Raw genomic sequence first — 16,534 nt, 5'->3', positions numbered from 1 at the left:
TCAATATAGCTAGCATCAAGAGGTGGGCGTGGGCGAGACGGGCAAGCGGCGGTACGACTCGTTGCGGCGGGTCGCGCAGGCGCGCGAGACGCGGGCCGAGATCGCGCGTGCGGCGCGCAGGCTCTTCGTCGCGCAGGGGTGGGCGGCGACGACGGTGCGGGCCGTGGCCGAGGAGGCGGAGGTGTCGGTTCCCACCGTGTACGCGGCGTACGGCGACAAGGCGGGGCTCGTGCGGGCCGTCGCCGACGCTGCGGACATCTCCGCCGACCCGGCGGCGGCGCTGGCCGTGCTGGAGGACGCGTCGGCCGGTCCGGCGCGGCAGCTCGCCGCGATGGCGGCCTACGACCGGCGGCTGTTCGAGCGCTCGGGTGACGTCATCGCGCTCGTGCGCGAGGCGGGCCGGACGGAGCCCGCGCTGGCGGCGGCGTACGAGGAGGGCCGCCGGGGTGGCGACGAGACCCGCGCGCAGGTGTTCTCGTCCTGGCCGGACGGCACCCTGCGGTCCGGTTTGGACGTGCGGTCGGCCGTCGACGTCTACGCGGCGCTGTGCAACATCGACGTGTACACGACGCTCACCGTCGAGCGGGCCTGGCGCCCCGACCGGGTGGAGCGGTGGTGGGGCGAGGCCCTGGCGCGGGAACTCCTCGCCGGGTGAGGGCGGTCAGGACTGGTCGAGGTGGGCGTTCCAGACCTCGGCCGCCTGCTCGTGCGAGTCGACGCCGCTGAAGAACGCGTCGGCGAGCGTGTCGTAGTCCTGGTCCGCGAAGCCCGTGACCTCGATGATCTGCAAGCGGTACACCGTGAACGGCGTGGTGTCCGTCGGCGGGGAGTACGGGACGGCCAGCTCCATCGCGCCCGGGGTCAGGCCGTGTTCCACCGCGCGCACGATCAGCGCGTCCGTGCGGCCCCAGTCCATGTTGAGGTAGGCGTCGGCGACCAGGACGGCACGCGTGGCGCCGTGTTCGTTTGCCTCCAACGCTTCCTGGGCGGCTTGCACGGACCGACCCACGTCGTCCGCCACCATGTAGCGGTCCATGCCGCGCTCGCCGTCGGGCCGCTCGTAGCCGATGAGCGGGATCAGGGTTTCGCCCTCCGAGACGCTCCAGACGCCGTGGGCGGCGAAGAAACCGGCCATGGCCGCGGTGTCGATCATGGCCGACAGTATGCCGACGCGAGTGCGGCTCGCGGGGCCGTTCGGAGGATCCGGCCCGCGATCGGACCCGGGGCGGCCACGCCCTCGGACCCGTCGACGCCCGGTCGTGACCGGCGCGGTGAAAGCCTTGAGCCTCCGGTAGGGGGAGGCACGAGGGTGGTGGGCATGGACGGCGACGCGGTCTTCCCGATCGGTGAGCTGGCTCGGCGGACCGGGCTGACGGTCAAGGCGATCCGGTTCTACTCCGACGAGGGGATCGTGCCGCCGACCGGTCGCAGCCCGGCCGGTTACCGGCTCTACGACCACGACGCCGTGGCCCGCCTCGACCTCCTGCGCACGTTGCGCGAGCTGGGACTCGACCTGCCCACGATCCGGCGGGTCCTGGACCGGGAGCTCACCGTGGCGCAGGTGGCGGCGGCGCACGCGCAGGCGCTGGCGGTGCGGATCGACGTGCTGCGACTGCGCCGGGCGGTGCTGACGATCGTGGCGGAGCGCGGTGCCGGCCCCGAGGAGATGGGTCTCATGCACAGACTGGCCAAGCTTTCCGAAGACGGACGCCGGCAGCTCGTCGGCGAGTTCCTCGACCACGCGTTCGGCGACGTGGCGGACGACCCGGCGTTCGTGGGGATCATGCGGTCCATGACGCCGGAGCTGCCCGAGCAGCCGGAGGTCGCGCAGGTCGAGGCGTGGGTGGAGCTGGCGCGGCTCACCCAGGACCCGGACTTCCGCGCGTGCCTGCGGCGGCTGGTCGAGCACCTCGTCCTGGTGCGCGAGGGCCTGCGGCCCGACCCGACGGCGGTGGTCCGCGACGCGGTGGCGCGCGCGTTGGCGGCCGGGGTCGAGCCGACGTCGGCCGAGGCCGGTCGGGTCGTCGCCGAGGTCCTGGCCCGGGTGCCGCACGTGCCGGTCGACCGGTTGGCGGCGTTGCTGGAGACCGCGAACGACCCCCGCCGCGAGCGGTACGTGCGACTGCTGGCCGTGATCAACGGGTGGCGGGCGCCGGAGAGCGCGGCGCCCGCGCTCGACTGGTTCCTCCGCGCCCTGGGTCACGAGGTGGCCGGCGTCGGGTAGTGCGGCGCTGCTCGCGGGGTCGGAGAGGCTGGTTGTGCACGGTCGTGCGACTGCGGTAGAAGTTGACATCAATGTCAGTTTCGAGTCGCCTGGGGTGTGACATGCGGATCGGCGAGCTGGCCCGGCGCACCGGGGTGAGCGTGCGCTCGTTGCGGTACTACGAGCAGCAAGGGCTGTTGACGAGCGACCGCACCACGGGCGGCCACCGCGAGTACCCCGAACGCGCGGTCGACCGGGTCATCCGCATCCAGGAGCTGTTCGCCGCCGGGCTGGCCAGCAAGAAGATCGCGCTGATGCTGCCGTGCATGCGGGACGCGGACGGCGGGCCGTCCGAGATCGCCACGCCGCGGCTGGTGGACGACCTCACCGCCGAGCGCGACCGCATCGACCGGATGATCGGCGAGCTGGTGCGGTCGCGGGACGTGCTGGACGAGGTGATCGACGCGGCGTCGGGCCGGCGCTGACGACGGCGCTGCCCGCTACGGCGCCGACGACCGCGCCGCCAGGGCCGCGTCGATCTTCCGCTCGCTGGTGGCGGACAGGCCGACGAGCGTCACGAGCGACACCGCCGTCATGATCACGAAGACCGCGCGCAGGCCGAACGCGTCCGCCAGGACGCCGCCGATCGCCGCGCCGAGCGGCATGGTGCCCCAGGCGACCAGGCGGTAGGCGCTGTTCACCCGGCCGAGCAGGCGGTCCGGCGTCACGTGCTGCCGCAACGAGACCGCGACCACGTTGAGCACGGCGATCCCGCCGCCCGCCACCGCGAACGCCGCCGCGACGACGTACGGGTCGGTGGTCACGGCGGGCGCCGCGACCAGCAGGGAGCCGGCGACGAACCCGGACGCCAGCGAACGCGCGCGGCCAAGCCTGGCGATCACGCGTTCGGCGGCCAGGGAGCCGACCAGGCTGCCGACCGCCGGGGTGACCAGGAGCAGGCCGAACAGCTGCCCGGTCAGGCCCATCGCCGAACCCGGGCCGACGGCGTGGAGGACGAAGACCGCGCCCGACGCGGTGCCGGCGACGTTGAAGAGCCCGACCATGACGGCGAGGGCGCGCAGCACGCGGTGGCGCAGCAGGAAGCGCAGGCCTTCCGCGATGTCGGCGCGCAGGGTGGTGCGGTGCTCGCGGTGGATCTTGAACGTGCCCCGGACCGACCACAGGACGGCCAGGGCCACCAGCCAGAGCGCGGCGGGCGCGGCGAAGGCGGCCACCGCGCCGGCGGCGACCAGGAGCCCGGCGACCGGCGGGCCGACGAACTCGTTGGCGGTGAGCTCGACGGCGAACAGGCGGGCGTTGGCGCGGGGCAGCCGGTCGCGGTCGACCAGTTGGGGCAGCAGGGATTGCGCCGAGGTGTCGTAGAGCGTCTCGGCGGTGCCGGCGGCGAAGGCGATGGCGTACAGCAGCCAGATGTTCGCCCAGCCCGACGCCACCGCGGCGGCGAGCGCGGCCAGCAGCACGGCCCTGGCGAGGTTCGCCCTGATCATGGTGCGGCGGCGGTCGAGGCGGTCGGTCAGCGCGCCCGCCGGCAGCGCGAAGACCAGCCACGGCAGCGTGAGCGCGAACACCAGGCCCGCGATGAGGGTCGGCTCGCGGGTGGTCTGGACGGCGACCAGCGGCAGGACGACCTTGAACGTGCCGTCGGCGAGGTTCGACAGGCCGGAGGACGTCCAGAGGCGCCAGAAGCCGTTTCCGAGCGAGACCATTGGTGGAGGATCGCACATCGATGGAGTTTTCTCCATCGGTTCGTTTCCCCACCGGTCGGTTAGGTTGGGCGGCATGGCTGATCGGCGACGGCGTCCGGCGACCGTCGAGGAGACGAAGGCGCTGGCCCACCCGTTGCGGCTGCGGATCCTGCGGCTGTGCGCGCAACAGGAGCTGACCAACAAGCAGCTGGCCGAGCGGTTGGGGCGCGACCCCGGAACCGTGCTGTACCACGTGCGGCAGCTCGCGGCGGCGGGGTTCCTGGAGCCGGGCGAAGTGCGCACGGGCGTGAGCGGCGCGCTGGAGAAGCCCTACCGCTCGACCGGGGTGTCGTGGTGGCTGGACGGCCCGCTGGTGGACAGCGGCGCGACCATGGCGCCGGTGGAGGCGTTCCAGGAGGAGCTGCGGGAGGCCGGGCCGGAGTCGGTGCGGACCTACGCGCGGTTCGCGCTGCACCTGTCGCCGGAGGACGTGGTGGAGCTGGACCGCCGCATCGGCGCCGTGCTGGACGAGTACGTGGCCACCGACGACGAACGCCGCCACCTGCCGCTGCACGGCGGGATCGTCGTCGTGCACCGGCTGAAGGAGTAGCCGCTCAGGGGTAGCGCTCCGAGAGGCCGAACTCGTCCCACCAGGCTCGGGCCCGCTCGACCTCACCCAGGGCGATCAGGACGCCGACCAGGTTCACGACCGTGGCCGTCGTCCGCGGGTGGCGCTCGCCCAGCACTCGCCGCATGCGCGCGACCGAGGCCTCGTACAACTCGCGAGCGCGCTCGAACTCGCGCAGTGTGTACAACTCGCTCGCCAGGTTGGCCGCGGATTCGAAAGTGCTGGGGTGGTCGTCGCCCAGAAGACGGCGCAGGCGCGCAAGGGTGTCCTCGTGCAGCGCCAGCCCTGCCTCCACATCCCCCGTGGCGGTGAGGAAGCCCGCGAGGTTGGCCGCCGCGGCCAGCGTGCCCAAGTCGTCCTCGCCCTGCACCCGCTTCCGCCGCCCCAGCACCTCCTCCCCCAGCTCACGCGCGCGCTCGACCTCGCCCATCGACCACGACGTGACGGCGAGGTCGTTCAGGAACGTGAGGGTCTGCGGGTGGTCCTCGCCGAGCACGACCCTGCTGCGCGCCAGCGCGGCCTCCTGGAGCTCGTGGGCACGTCGGTGCTCACCCAGGTCGTGGGTGCAGCCGGCGAGGTTGCCGACCGCCGCCAGGGTCACCAGGTCGTCGTCGCCGTACGCCTCGCGCGCGATGCGGTGGGCGCGTTCGAAGAGGGGCAGCGCCTGGCGGGCCTCACCCTGGCCGCGCAGGTACACCGCCGCCTGCCGCACCAGCCACAGCACCCGGCCGGTCGCCACGCCGAAGTCCCGGGCGGGGTCCACGACCACCAGCACGTGCGACAGGAGTTGCCGCCAGGCGGGCCACACCGACGGGTCGTCCGTCGACTTCTCCGGCGCGGCCTCGTACACGAGTCGGAACGCGGCGGCGGCCAGGCCCGGCTCCGCGCCGGTGCGCAACAACGCGGCCGGCACCCGGTGCAGGTGCACGCTGTCCGGGCTCACCCGGGCCATGGCCCGGCGGCGGATGGTGGCCAGCGTGGCGGCGAGCGCCAGGGGGTCGGCGGCGACGGACGCCAGCGGCTCGGGCAGGAGTTCGTGGTGCTCGGTGATCAGGGTCGACGGCACCGGTTCGGGCGCCAGCCAGGCGATCAGCGCGAGCAGTTGGAGCGCGGCCGGGTCGTCGGCGGCGAGGCGGTCGAGCGCGACCGTCCACGAGGCGGCCGTCGAGGCGCGGCCTTGGGCCAGGAGGTCGTGGGCGCGCTCGGCGAGCAGGTCGAGGTAGACCTCGGCGGTGAGGGTGGTGTCGGCCAGCAGCGCGGCGGCCTGGTCGACCGCCAGGGGCAGGTCTCCCAACGCCTCCGCGATCCGGTCCGCCTCCGGCCCGGTCAGCCGCGGCGCGCGGTCGCGGAGCAGGCGGACCGACTCGGCCCTGGTGAACTCGGCCACGCCGAGCGGGTGCGCGAGGTCGGCCCAGTCGGGGTTGCGGGAGGTGATGACGACGTGGCCGGGACCGGTGGGCAGGTGTCCGGTGAGCGCGGCCGGGTCCTCGGCGTTGTCGAAGACGATCAACCACCGGTCGCGGGTGCGGAGCTCGCCGAGCAGGCGGGCCACCGCGACGGCCGCGGTGTCGGCGTTGTCGGCCAGGCGCAGGGCTCTGGCCAGCTCGGCTAATCGGTCCGGGACCAGCTCCGGCGCTTCGGCAGGCACCCACCAGGCGATGTCGTACTCGTCGGCGTGCCGGTGGGCGTACTCGAGGGCCGTGGTGGTCTTCCCGACCCCGCCCATGCCGTGCACCGCCTGCACCACGGTGGGCGTCTGCGACGACAACGCGGCGCGGAGGTCGTCCAGCAGTCGCTCACGGCCGGTGAAGCGGGCCAGGCGGGCGGGGATGCTCCAGACGCGGGCGGATCGGCGCCGTGGCCGGCCCAGTTCGGTCAACGCCTGGTAGACTGCGGTTTCCGCCTCGGCCGGTGACGAGACGGTGGCCGCGGTGACGCCGCTGTCGCGCAGGCGTCGGCGGAAGTCCTCCTGGCGCGCGCCGTGCCGCGGGTCGCGGAACAGGCCCGCCGGGCCTTCCGCGTCCTCGTCCAGCAGGAAGACCAGGCGCGGCAGGCCCGCGTCACCCGCGGCCTCGTACTCCAGCTCGGTGTAGGACAGCTCCGGCCGGCCGCGCACCGGCGAGCCGTAGCGGAAACCCGCCAGCAGCACGTAGACGTCCGCGGCGGCCACCGCGTCCCGGCACACCTGCGCCGGCTGCTCGTCCCGGGCGGCGAAGTACCGCATGTCCGCCACGACGTCGCCCGCACGGGTGATCGCGGACTCGACGGCGGCCACGAACGACGTGCCCGCCGGGTAGCGGCGCAGCTCGGAGGTGTGGCTGATGAACACCCTGCGCGGCACCCCGGCGTCGTCCGGCACCCAGCGATGCTAACGGCCGGGCGGCACCGCCGGCGGCGTGGCGGTTGCCGGCCCGGTCGCGGACGAGCCGCGCTCGACCGTTCCCGCGGGCCGGCGCCCCGACCGGTCGAGTCCGAAGTGGACAGTCACCTCGCCCGCGCGGGCGTTCGCTCAGTCGTTGACGCGCCGCCGGTAGAGGGCGTTGGCCAGGACGAACGACGCCACCAGCAGGCCGGCCGACCACGCCGTCGCCAGCCAACCCTGGTCGCCGATCGGGGTGCCGGTGAGCAGGCCGCGCACGGTCTCGATGACCGGCGTGATCGGCTGGTGCTCGCTGATGCCCCTCAAGAACGGCGGCATGGTGTGCGTCGGCACGAACGCGCTGCTCAGGTACGGCAGGAACAGCATGAAGAAGCTCAACGCGCTGGCCGACTCGACCGACTTCGCCACCGCGCCCAGGCCCGCCGCCAGCCACGACAGCGCCAGCACGTAGAGCAGCAGCAATCCGACCGCGGCCGCCCACTCCAGCGGTGACGCGGACGGGCGGAAGCCCATCGCGACCGCCGCGCCGACCACGATCGTGGTGGACAGGGCGTTGCGGGCGACGCTGGCCGTGACGTGCCCGGTCAGCACGGCGAAGCCGCGGATCGGCATGGAGCGCAGGCGGTCGATCATCCCGCTGTTCATGTCGTGGGCCACGGACATCGCGGTGGCCGCCGCGCCGTAACCCGTGCACAGCAGGACGATGCCGGGCACCACGTAGTTGATGTACCCGGTGCCGGTGTTGATCGCGCCGCCGAAGACGTACACGAACAGCGCCATCATCAGCAGCGGCAGGACGACGGACATGATCAGCGTGTCGACGTTGCGCCTGCCGAGCCGGATGCTGCGGCCGATCATCGTCATCGAATCGGCGATCGCGTGGCTCATGCGGGCACTCCTTCACGGGCGGTCAGGGCGAGGAACACGTCGTCGAGGGTCGGGCGGTGCGAGGAGACCTGCGCCGGGACGGCGACCGCGGCGCGCAGGTCGTCCAGCACCGCGTGCAGGTGCGCGGCCGTGCCGTCGGACGGGACACCGAGCACGAGCCGCTCGCGGTCGGCGAAGCCGCCGAGCCGCGCCGCCGCGACGTCGAGCGCCGCGCCCGAGGTGAAGCGGAGCTCCAGCCGGTGGCCGCCGACCCTGGCCTTGAGGTCGTCCGCGGTGCCGTGCGCGGCGACCTTCCCCTTGTCCAGCACCATGATCCGGTCCGCGAGGCGGTCGGCCTCCTCCAGGTACTGGGTGGTGAGGAAGATCGTGGTGCCGGTGCGGACCAGGTCGCGGATGGCGTCCCACATCCCCGTGCGACTGGCCGGGTCGAGGCCGGTGGTCGGCTCGTCCAGGAAGATCACCTTCGGCCGGGCGACCAGGCTCATCGCCAGGTCGAGGCGTCGGCGCATGCCGCCGGAGTAGGTCTTGACCCGGCGGTCGCCCGCGTCGACGAGGTCGAACCGCTCCAGCAGCTCGGCCGCGCGCGCCTTCGCCCTCCCCCGGCCCAGGTGCATGAGCCTGCCGACCAGGACCAGGTTCTCCCGGCCGGTCTGCTCGGCGTCCACGGCCGCGTACTGGCCCGTCAGGCTGATCACGTCGCGCACCTTGGCCGGTTCGCGCACGACGTCGAACCCGGCCACCCGCAACCGGCCGCCGTCCGGGCGCGACAGCGTGGACAGGATCCGGATGGTGGTCGTCTTGCCCGCGCCGTTGGGACCGAGCAACGCGAAGACCGACCCCTCGGCGACCTCCAGGTCTATCCCGTCCAGCACCGCGGTCGACCCGTACGCCTTGCGCAGGCCCGTCGCCTCGACGATCATCACTGCCCCCTTTTGTGTACTAGATACGCTAAAGAGCGTAGCTCATACGCAGTTAATTCCGGTAGCCCTAGACTGGCCGGCAGCGTGACGAGAGGGTGATGGATGGCCGAGGAGTTCGAGCTACCAGCGGACGTTGCCCTGCTGTGGGGTCTGCGCGAGACGCCGAGACGTGGCCGCAAGCCGTCGTTGTCGGTCGCCGAGATCACCCGGGCCGCCATCGAGGTGGCCGACGCCGAAGGGCTCGGCGCGGTGTCCATGGCCCGGGTCGCGCAGCAGCTCGGCAACGCCACGATGGCGCTCTACCGGCACGTGAAGAGCAAGGACGAGCTGCTCAAGCTGATGTCCGACGCCGCGCTGGAGGAGCCGCCGCCGATGCCGCCGGCCACCGACTGGCGCGCCGGGCTGACGCTGTGGGCGACCACCGTGCTGGCCACGTTCCGCCGGCACCCCTGGTACGCCCGGATCCCGCTGTCCGGACCGCCGCTCGGGCCGAAGAACCTGGCGTGGTTCGACAGCGCGCTCGGCACGCTCGCCGACACGCCGCTGGACGAGGGCGAGAAGGTCACCGTGGTGATGGGCCTGCTGACGTTCGTGCACGGCGAGATGCGGTTGACCACGGAACTGGCGGAGAGCTTCCGGGAGAACCCCGAGGTGTTCGGACCGTCCTACGCGCGGGCGCTGCGCCAGGTGGTCGACCCGCGGCGGCTGCCGGCCCTCGGCCGCGTGGTCGACGCCGGCGTGTTCGACCACCCCAACCTCTACGACGAGCAGGACGTGGACGCCGACTTCCGGTTCGGCCTCGACCTCTACCTCGACGGCGTGGCCGCGTACCTGGCCCGCCGGGGGTGATGGCGCCGCGGGGTCGGTCGGGACCCCGCGGCGCCGCGATCACCGCCGGGCGACGTCGGCGCGCGCCACCCGCTGCCGCACGGGTGCGTCCGCCGACATGACCGCAAGGCCCGCCGTGATCAGGACCAGGTTCTTGACCACGAACTCGCCGGTCATGGTCAACAGCAGCGGGTTGCCCGTCTGGAACGCGACGGACGGCTGCAGGACGAGCGTGGAGAACGTGCCCGCCAGGTGGAGCACGACCAGCAGCGCCACCCAGCGCAACCGGAAGCCCACCACCAGGGCGATGCCGAGCACCACTTCCACCACTCCGAGCGCGAACACGAAGACGCCCGGGTCGAGCCACGGAACGGTCCGCGCGACCAGGTCGGCCACCGGGGTCGTGCCGGTCACCTTGAGGGCGCCGAACCACACGAACACCACTCCGAGCGAGCCCCGCAGCAACGGGATGCTCAACGTCCGCAGGGCGTGCGCGGGCGCATCCAGACGGGGCGGGAACTCCGTCATCCACATCACTTCCTTCGCGTGCGGGACCACGTCCGACCCGCCCGCGAAGGAAGGCCCGTTCCGCGGTCCACACTGACCGGAACAGTTCTGGGAGCGCTCCCAGAACTGTAACGGTAAGGAAACGCGCTGTGAAGGCCTGATTCCACGCCGTCCCAGATGGCGGCTAGTCGTACCACTCGATCGGGTCAGGGAACGCGCCCGCGGGCAGCGGGTCGCCGAAGAACGGGCCCGTGCCCGCGACCACGCCCGCCGCACGCCACCAGTCGGCCTGCTCGCGCGTCTCCAGCCCGTCGACCAGCACCCGGATGCCCGCACGTCGGGCCACCGACACCAGCTCGGCCAGGTAGTCCGCCTCGCCGCGGGACTGCCGCTCGACCAGCCGCCGCGCCACCCGCACCGACCCGATCGGCAGCTCCGCGGCCACCGCCAGGTCGTCCGGCCCGAGGCCGAAGTCGTCCAGCGACGTGCCGACGCCCAGCTCGGCCAGCACGGTCAGGTTGTCCACCGCCTCGGTCTCCGCCAGCACCGCGACCGGCATCCCGATCACCAGCCGCGAGCCGGGCAACCCCGTGTCGTCCAGCACCCGGCGCACCCGGCGGACCAGGTCGCCGTCACGCGACTGGTTCCTGGTCAGGCCGACGTGCAGCGCCGCGGTGAACCCGCCGCTCTGGCCCCACCACCGCACCTGCCCGCACGCGGTGGCCAGCTGCCACTCGCCCAACGGCAGGACCAGACCCGTCCGCTCGGCCAGCGCGGCGCACTCCGCGTGGTCGAGCGAGTCGTCGCCGCGGTCCCAGTGCAGCGTCGCCGCCACGCCGACCAACGCGCGACCGGCCAGCTCCACCACCGGCCGGTACCGCACGCCGACCTCGCCGTGCTCCCAGGCGCCGGGCATGGCGACGGCGAGCGCGTCGGCCCGCCGCTCGACCGCGTCCTGCCCGTCGTCGAACAGCGCCCACTGGCCGCGACCACCCGACTTCGCCCGCCGCAGCGCCTGCTCGGCGGCCCGCATCACGTCGGCGGGCTCCCAGTCCGGCGGCGGTCTGCGCACCACGCCGACGCTGACCGACACGGCCAGCCCGCGGTCGTCGAAGTACACCGGCTCGGCCAGCTCGCGGTTGATCTCGGCCACCGTGCTGGAGACGTCCGGCGTGGTGGCGGCGTTCTCGACCAGGATGGCGAACTCGTCGTCGGCGAGCCGGGCGATCATCGCCTTCTCGCGCGCCAGCACGGCTTTCAGCCGCTGCGACACGTGCACGAGCAGCCGTTCGCCGGTGGGCCGGCCGAGGCTGTTGCACACCATGCCGAACGCGTCGACGTCCAGGTGGAAGAGGCTGATCCCGCGCACCGGGTCGGCCCGGCGCAGCGCGCTCTCCAGGTGGGTGGTGAAGTACTGCCGGTTCGGCAGCCCGGTCGACACGTCGTGCAGCGCCTGCCGGTTCAGCTCCGATTGGAGCAGCATCAGCTCCGTGCCGTCCTCGATCACGGCGACGAAGTGCACGGGCTGGTCGTCCGCGCCGCGCAGCAGCGACACCGTCAGCGAGATCCGCGCGACGTCGCCGTCCTTGCGCAGCAACCGCTGCGGCTGCCGGACCCGTTCCTGCCGGTCCTCGAGCAGCGCCAGCATCGCCTCGCCGAGGACCCGGACCGAGTCCGGGTGCACGAGGTCGAACAGGGCGAAGCCGGTCAGCTCCTCGGTCGTGTAGCCGAGGATGTCGCCGATCGCCGCGTTGGCCCGCACGATCCGCCCGGCCGGGTCGACCACCAGGATCCCGCTGGCCGACGACGTGACGACCTCCTCGAACCGCGCCTCGCTCTCCTTGAGGTGCCACTGGGCGTCGCGGACCGCCTTGAGCAGCGACAGCTGCATGGACTCCTGCTGCTCGAACACCGCGCGCCTGCTCGCCGCCAGGAAACCGGCCGACAACGCGCCGAGCACGGCCACGATCGGCTGGGCGAAGCGTTCCACGGGTTGGAACTCCGAGAGCCCCAGCAGCCCTTTCCCGAGCACGTCGAGGGTCACGCGCAAGCCGTCCTCGGTGACGTACCCGAGCGCGACGAGCTGTTCGCCGATCCGCTCGGCCGGCCGCGCCGCCGGCGACCCGGGAGTGGCCTCGGCGTGCACCGCCGCGCACAGGTCGTCCAGGCGGTCCCGCATTTCGCGGTCGAGTTCGTTCCTGTCCAGCGCGACCACCACGGCTCCGCTGAGCAGGTACGACCACTTCCGCGCGAGGAGTTCCCGGCCACGTTCGGGTGGTGACGTGGCTCCTTGTCTCTGACTGGGGATCGACATTCCCGTTGCCCTGTTGTGATATCGAGGATTCGCGGCAGTTTACCCACCCCCCGCCGGCCAACACTCAACCGGAAGTGTGAACCGCGAACACCCACGGTGACTTCCTCCGGGCAATTCACCTCTTTTGGCTCATACCTTTCGGCCGACCCCCGCGTAGACCAGCATGTTCATGTCGGGCTCGGTGGCGATGTCACCAGGTCCACCGGGCCGCCATTCACCGCAACCGACCAGACCCGGTTCGACCAGTTCGAATCCGTCGAACATCTCCTCGATCTCGGCGCGGGAACGCAAGTTCACCTGATCGGGGCTGTTGCTCCGCTTGATCGCATCGGTCGCGTCGGCCAGGTTCTCGCCCTGGTTGTCGCCGGTGGCGTGGGTGACCGCGAGGTAGCTGCCGGGCGCGAGCGCGTCGCGGTAGCGGGCGACCAGCGCGCGGGGATCGGCGGAGTCCGGCACCCAGTGCAGCATCAGCAGCATGAGCACGCCGATCGGCTGGTCGAAGTCGAGCAGCCGGGCGGCCGCGTCGCTGCCCAGGATCGCGTCGGGCTCGCGCATGTCGGCCTGCACGACGGCCGCGTCGTCGTTGCCGACCAGCATCAGGTCGCTGTGCGCGACGGCGACCGGGTCCCGGTCGACGTAGACGACGCGGCAGCCGGGCGCCGCCGCCTGGGCGACCTCGTGCACGTTGCCGACGGTCGGGATGCCGGAGCCGATGTCGAGGAACTGCCGCACGCCCTGCTCCACCATGAACCGCACGACGCGGCCGAGGAACGCACGGTTGACGCGCGCGGCGTTGCGCAGGCCGGGCATGGTCGCCTCGATCCGCTCGCCGAGCGCCCGGTCGACGGCGAAGTTGTGCCCGCCGCCGAGCATGTAGTCGTAGGTCCGGGCCACGCTGGGCACGGAGATGTCCACGCCGGGTGGAATCCATTCGCGCTGCGCCATGATTGCGGGCACCTCTTCGCATCTCGGGGATGGTTCGGGGATCGGTGCGGGATGGGTTCGGGGATCGGTTCGGGATGGTTCGGGATCGGCGAGAGTACTGGGTGGGCGGAACCAGTAGTCGTCCCCCGTCGGTGCGACACCAACCCACCCGAACGGGCGCTATCACCTTCCACCGAACGGGTCCTATCGTGGGCCGTCGCTTTCGGCGGCCGGAGAGGAGCTGACATGGGTGTCCCGACGGCTCCCGGTCGGCTGCCATTCCTCGGCCACTCCCTGGCGATGCTGCGCGGACGACACGAGTTCACCGCATCACTGCGCGATCACGGCGAAGTGGTGAAGGTGGACCTCGGTCCGATGACGACGTATTTCGTGACCACTCCTCAACTTGTGCACCAAGTGCTGGTCACGGACGGTTCGCGGTTCCGCAAAGGCGCGATGTTCGACAAGTTCCGCCCTTACGTGGGCAATGGTCTGGTGCTTTCCGACGGCGCGTTCCACCTGCGGCAGCGGCGGATGGTGCAGCCCGCGTTCCACCTGGACCGGATCGACCGGTACGCGGGGACGATGGTGCGCGCCGCGACCGCGTTGACCAGGTCGTGGACGCCTGGCGAGGTGCGGGTGGTCGAGGACGACATGCAGGCGCTGGCGGTCACCGTCGTCGGCGAGGCCCTGTTCTCCACCGAGCTCGGGCAGCGGGTGATCGCCGAGGTGCGGCGGTCGGTGTTCGTGGTGATCAAGCAGGGCATGGTGCGCGCGCTGTCGCCGTCGTTCGTGGAGAAGCTGCCGCTGCCGGGCAACCGCGAGTTCGACCGGGCCATCGCGCGGATGCGCGCGATCGTGCTGGAGGTCATCGCGAGCAGGCGGGCCGAGGGCGTGGCCGACCACGGCGACCTGCTGTCGATGCTGTTGCTGGCGCAGGACGAGTCCGGCGACGGCATGACCGACCAGCAGACCTACGACGAGGTGCTGACCCTGCTCACCGCGGGCATCGAGACCACCGCGCTGGCGCTGGCGTGGGCGTTCCACGAGGTGGCGCGGCACCCGGAGGTGGAGGAGCGGCTGGTCGCGGAGCTCGACGAGGTGCTCGGCGGGCGGCCGGTGACCTTCGCCGACGTGCCTCGGCTGACGTACGCGGCGGCGGTGGTGAACGAGGTGCTGCGGCGGTACCCGCTGTGGATCCTGATGCGGCGGGCCGTCGAGCCGGTCTCGCTCGGCGGGGTGGAGTTACCGGTGGGCGCCGAGGTCATCGTGAGCCCGCACGCCCTGCACCACGACCCGGCGTCCTTCCCCGACCCGCACCGGTTCGACCCCGACCGGTGGTTGTCCCCGTCCGTCCCGGTGCCGCGCGGCGCTTACATCCCGTTCGCGGCGGGCGCGCGGCAGTGCCTGGGCAACGTGTTCGCGCAGACCGAGATCGTGATCACCCTCGCCACCGTGCTGTCGAGGTGGCGGCTCGTGCCGGTGCCCGGCAAGGCCGTGCGCACCAAGTTCACGTCGACCGCCTATCCCAGCGGACTGCTGATGACGGCGGTACCCCGTTGAGCGCGAGGTCGTGGCGTGGGGTGGGGCGGCGTGTGGCGGTACGGGTTGTGCGGTGCGGCGGGTGGGAGCGCGGGTTGGGGCGGCGCAGGTTGTGACAGTGGTTTCGGACCCAGGAGGTTGTCGAGTCGTGCGTTGGTCGCGATTGCGGTTGTCCGCGGTTGTCTTGCTCGCCGTGTCGGCCGGTCTGCTGCCGGCAGCTCCTGCGGGCGCTGTGTCGAGTCCGGCGTCCGGGGCGCAGGTCGTGTGCGAGGACTTGCGGGTGCCGGTGGCGGTGCTCGGCACGCCGCATTCCGTGCACGGCAGGCTGTGCACGCCGGCGGGCGCGTCCACCGTCCAGGTGTTGATCCCCGGCGGCACGTACAACAGCTCGTACTGGGACATCTCGTACTCGCCGGACACCCGGTCGTACCGGCAGGCGATGAACCGGGCCGGTATCGCGACGCTGGCCGTGGACCGGCTCGGCACCGGGCGCAGCTCGCGGCCGTTGAGCGCGTTGGTGACGGCGTCGACCCAGGCGCACGCCGTGCACCAGGTGGTGCGGGCCGTCCGGCCGCGGTTCGAGAAGGTGGTCGTCGGCGGCCACTCGATCGGTGCGGCGATGGCGTTGATCGAGGCGGGGACGTACGGCGACGTGGACGGCGTGCTCGTCACCGGTTTCACGCACCGGATGAACCTCATCACCGTGGTCCCGGCGTTGGCGGGCATGATCCCGGCGGTGCTGGACCCGCAGCTGCGGCGGTCCGGGCTGGACGTGGGCTACCTGACGACCGCGCCCGGCACGCGTTACGGGTCGTTCCACTCGCCCGGCGCGCGGGTGGACGACGCGATCGGGTTCGACGAGGCCACCAAGGACGTGTTCGCGGCGTCGGAGGCGGTGGACACGATCACGTTGAACAACGTGGTCGTGCCGTTCACGCGGCTGATCGACGTGCCGGTGATGGTCGTGGTCGGCGCGGGCGACACCCACTTCTGCGGCCGACCGCTGGGCAGCGACTGCGGGTCGGCGGAGGCCCTGCGCGCCTCGGAGTCCCCGTTCTTCTCCCCCGCCGCCCGCCTGCGCGCCCACGTGCTGCCCGACTACGGCCACTCCATCAACTACGCGCCCAACGCCCCCTCCTACCACCAAGCCGTCCTGGCCTGGACCACCACGCTCTGACCCGCTTGTCCAACGCTCGGAGCACCCGTGGTGGACGCGCAGGACGCGGGTCAGGTCGGGATCGGCATCAGGCGGTAAGACGTCGCGGTGGTGGTGGGGACCTCGTGGTAGACGGTGGCTACGCGGGTGGTGCAGGTGCTGTCGGCGAACAGTTGTAGCGCGGTGCCGTCGCCGAAGCCGCGGGCGGCGGAGCGGGCCGTGGTGAAGCCCAGGTCGGTGACGGGGTGGCAGCCGTAGGACAGGGGCACGATGGCGCGGGCGCCGGTGAACGAGGCGCCGGAGAAGACGCAGTAGCCGGATTCCTGGCAGTGCGGGCTCACGTCGGAGGCAGTGGCTGCGGTGGCGGAGGCGGTGGCTGCGGAGGCGGAGAGCAGGAGCGCGCTTAAGAGCGTGAAGAGTGTCATGGGTCCCCCTTGGATCGCGTGTATCCAAAGCCAACCCAAGGTGGACGGCGGTGGCAATCGGCCGAATGGAACCGCCCGCGTGCGCGCCGGGCACGTGGCAGCGCACGCGGGCG

Annotated in this window: 16 protein-coding genes; 7 read left to right on the top strand and 9 right to left on the bottom strand. The window is 72.4% G+C overall.

Features of this window, described 5'->3' with window-relative positions; translation table 11 throughout:
- Window positions 1–22: 22 nt before the first annotated feature.
- Entirely contained in the window at window positions 23–655 is a 633-nt protein-coding gene (locus tag AB0I91_RS13600; protein WP_499636940.1) for a TetR/AcrR family transcriptional regulator, read from the top strand.
- A gap of 6 nt (window positions 656–661) precedes the next feature.
- On the opposite strand, the gene AB0I91_RS13595 is transcribed toward AB0I91_RS13600, so the two are convergent.
- Window positions 662–1,153, bottom strand: coding sequence for a hypothetical protein (locus AB0I91_RS13595; protein WP_498784726.1), 492 nt, complete (start codon window positions 1,151–1,153; stop codon window positions 662–664).
- 165 nt (window positions 1,154–1,318) lie between these two features.
- On the opposite strand from AB0I91_RS13595, the gene AB0I91_RS13590 reads away from it, so the two are divergent.
- Entirely contained in the window at window positions 1,319–2,224 is a 906-nt protein-coding gene (locus tag AB0I91_RS13590) for a MerR family transcriptional regulator (RefSeq protein ID WP_498784724.1), read from the top strand.
- 101 nt (window positions 2,225–2,325) lie between these two features.
- Window positions 2,326–2,688: a MerR family transcriptional regulator gene (locus tag AB0I91_RS13585; RefSeq protein WP_498784722.1), complete on the top strand. Its 363-nt coding sequence runs from the start codon at window positions 2,326–2,328 to the stop codon at window positions 2,686–2,688.
- Between the two features lie 15 nt (window positions 2,689–2,703).
- On the opposite strand, the gene AB0I91_RS13580 is transcribed toward AB0I91_RS13585, so the two are convergent.
- Window positions 2,704–3,930, bottom strand: coding sequence for an MFS transporter (locus AB0I91_RS13580; protein WP_499636938.1), 1,227 nt, complete (start codon window positions 3,928–3,930; stop codon window positions 2,704–2,706).
- Window positions 3,931–4,003: 73 nt separating this feature from the next.
- On the opposite strand from AB0I91_RS13580, the gene AB0I91_RS13575 reads away from it, so the two are divergent.
- Window positions 4,004–4,519, top strand: coding sequence for an ArsR/SmtB family transcription factor (locus tag AB0I91_RS13575; RefSeq protein WP_498784718.1), 516 nt, complete (start codon window positions 4,004–4,006; stop codon window positions 4,517–4,519).
- 4 nt (window positions 4,520–4,523) lie between these two features.
- Here AB0I91_RS13575 and fxsT read toward each other — a convergent pair whose 3' ends face one another.
- The 3 genes from fxsT to AB0I91_RS13560 form a co-directional block, all read right to left on the bottom strand.
- Window positions 4,524–6,896, bottom strand: coding sequence for an FxSxx-COOH system tetratricopeptide repeat protein (gene fxsT / locus AB0I91_RS13570; protein WP_499636936.1), 2,373 nt, complete (start codon window positions 6,894–6,896; stop codon window positions 4,524–4,526).
- Window positions 6,897–7,046: 150 nt separating this feature from the next.
- Window positions 7,047–7,805: an ABC transporter permease gene (locus AB0I91_RS13565; RefSeq protein WP_499612625.1), complete on the bottom strand. Its 759-nt coding sequence runs from the start codon at window positions 7,803–7,805 to the stop codon at window positions 7,047–7,049.
- On the bottom strand, window positions 7,802–8,725 hold the full coding sequence (locus AB0I91_RS13560) for an ATP-binding cassette domain-containing protein (RefSeq protein ID WP_498784712.1): 924 nt from the start codon (window positions 8,723–8,725) through the stop codon (window positions 7,802–7,804). Before AB0I91_RS13560 ends, AB0I91_RS13565 begins: the two co-directional genes overlap by 4 nt.
- A gap of 102 nt (window positions 8,726–8,827) precedes the next feature.
- On the opposite strand from AB0I91_RS13560, the gene AB0I91_RS13555 reads away from it, so the two are divergent.
- A complete protein-coding gene (locus AB0I91_RS13555) occupies window positions 8,828–9,574 on the top strand; it encodes a TetR/AcrR family transcriptional regulator (RefSeq protein ID WP_499612623.1) in 747 nt (248 codons plus the stop codon).
- A 39-nt stretch (window positions 9,575–9,613) separates the two neighbouring features.
- Here AB0I91_RS13555 and AB0I91_RS13550 read toward each other — a convergent pair whose 3' ends face one another.
- The 3 genes from AB0I91_RS13550 to AB0I91_RS13540 all read right to left on the bottom strand — a co-directional run bounded on the left by AB0I91_RS13550 (window position 9,614) and on the right by AB0I91_RS13540 (window position 13,319).
- On the bottom strand, window positions 9,614–10,081 hold the full coding sequence (locus AB0I91_RS13550) for a DUF417 family protein (protein ID WP_499636934.1): 468 nt from the start codon (window positions 10,079–10,081) through the stop codon (window positions 9,614–9,616).
- A gap of 163 nt (window positions 10,082–10,244) precedes the next feature.
- Complete coding sequence (locus AB0I91_RS13545) at window positions 10,245–12,275, bottom strand: putative bifunctional diguanylate cyclase/phosphodiesterase (protein ID WP_499612621.1); 2,031 nt, start codon at window positions 12,273–12,275, stop codon at window positions 10,245–10,247.
- A gap of 228 nt (window positions 12,276–12,503) precedes the next feature.
- Entirely contained in the window at window positions 12,504–13,319 is an 816-nt protein-coding gene (locus AB0I91_RS13540; protein ID WP_499612619.1) for an SAM-dependent methyltransferase, read from the bottom strand.
- Window positions 13,320–13,544: 225 nt separating this feature from the next.
- On the opposite strand from AB0I91_RS13540, the gene AB0I91_RS13535 reads away from it, so the two are divergent.
- Both AB0I91_RS13535 and AB0I91_RS13530 read left to right on the top strand, forming a co-directional pair.
- Complete coding sequence (locus tag AB0I91_RS13535; RefSeq protein WP_499636932.1) at window positions 13,545–14,861, top strand: cytochrome P450; 1,317 nt, start codon at window positions 13,545–13,547, stop codon at window positions 14,859–14,861.
- A gap of 241 nt (window positions 14,862–15,102) precedes the next feature.
- Window positions 15,103–16,017: an alpha/beta hydrolase gene (locus AB0I91_RS13530; RefSeq protein ID WP_499636930.1), complete on the top strand. Its 915-nt coding sequence runs from the start codon at window positions 15,103–15,105 to the stop codon at window positions 16,015–16,017.
- 50 nt (window positions 16,018–16,067) lie between these two features.
- Here the strand turns inward: AB0I91_RS13530 and AB0I91_RS13525 are convergent, their stop codons facing one another.
- The gene (locus AB0I91_RS13525) at window positions 16,068–16,421 is read right to left on the bottom strand and encodes a hypothetical protein (RefSeq protein ID WP_498784698.1); all 354 of its coding nucleotides are present in this window, start codon (window positions 16,419–16,421) and stop codon (window positions 16,068–16,070) included.
- Window positions 16,422–16,534: the final 113 nt, after the last annotated feature.

It is taken from the genome of Actinosynnema sp. NPDC049800, assembly GCF_040656635.1.
Lineage (GTDB): Bacteria > Actinomycetota > Actinomycetes > Mycobacteriales > Pseudonocardiaceae > Actinosynnema.
The sequence above is the reverse complement of the archived record's forward strand: the minus strand, read 5'-3'. Positions and strand labels throughout refer to the sequence as shown.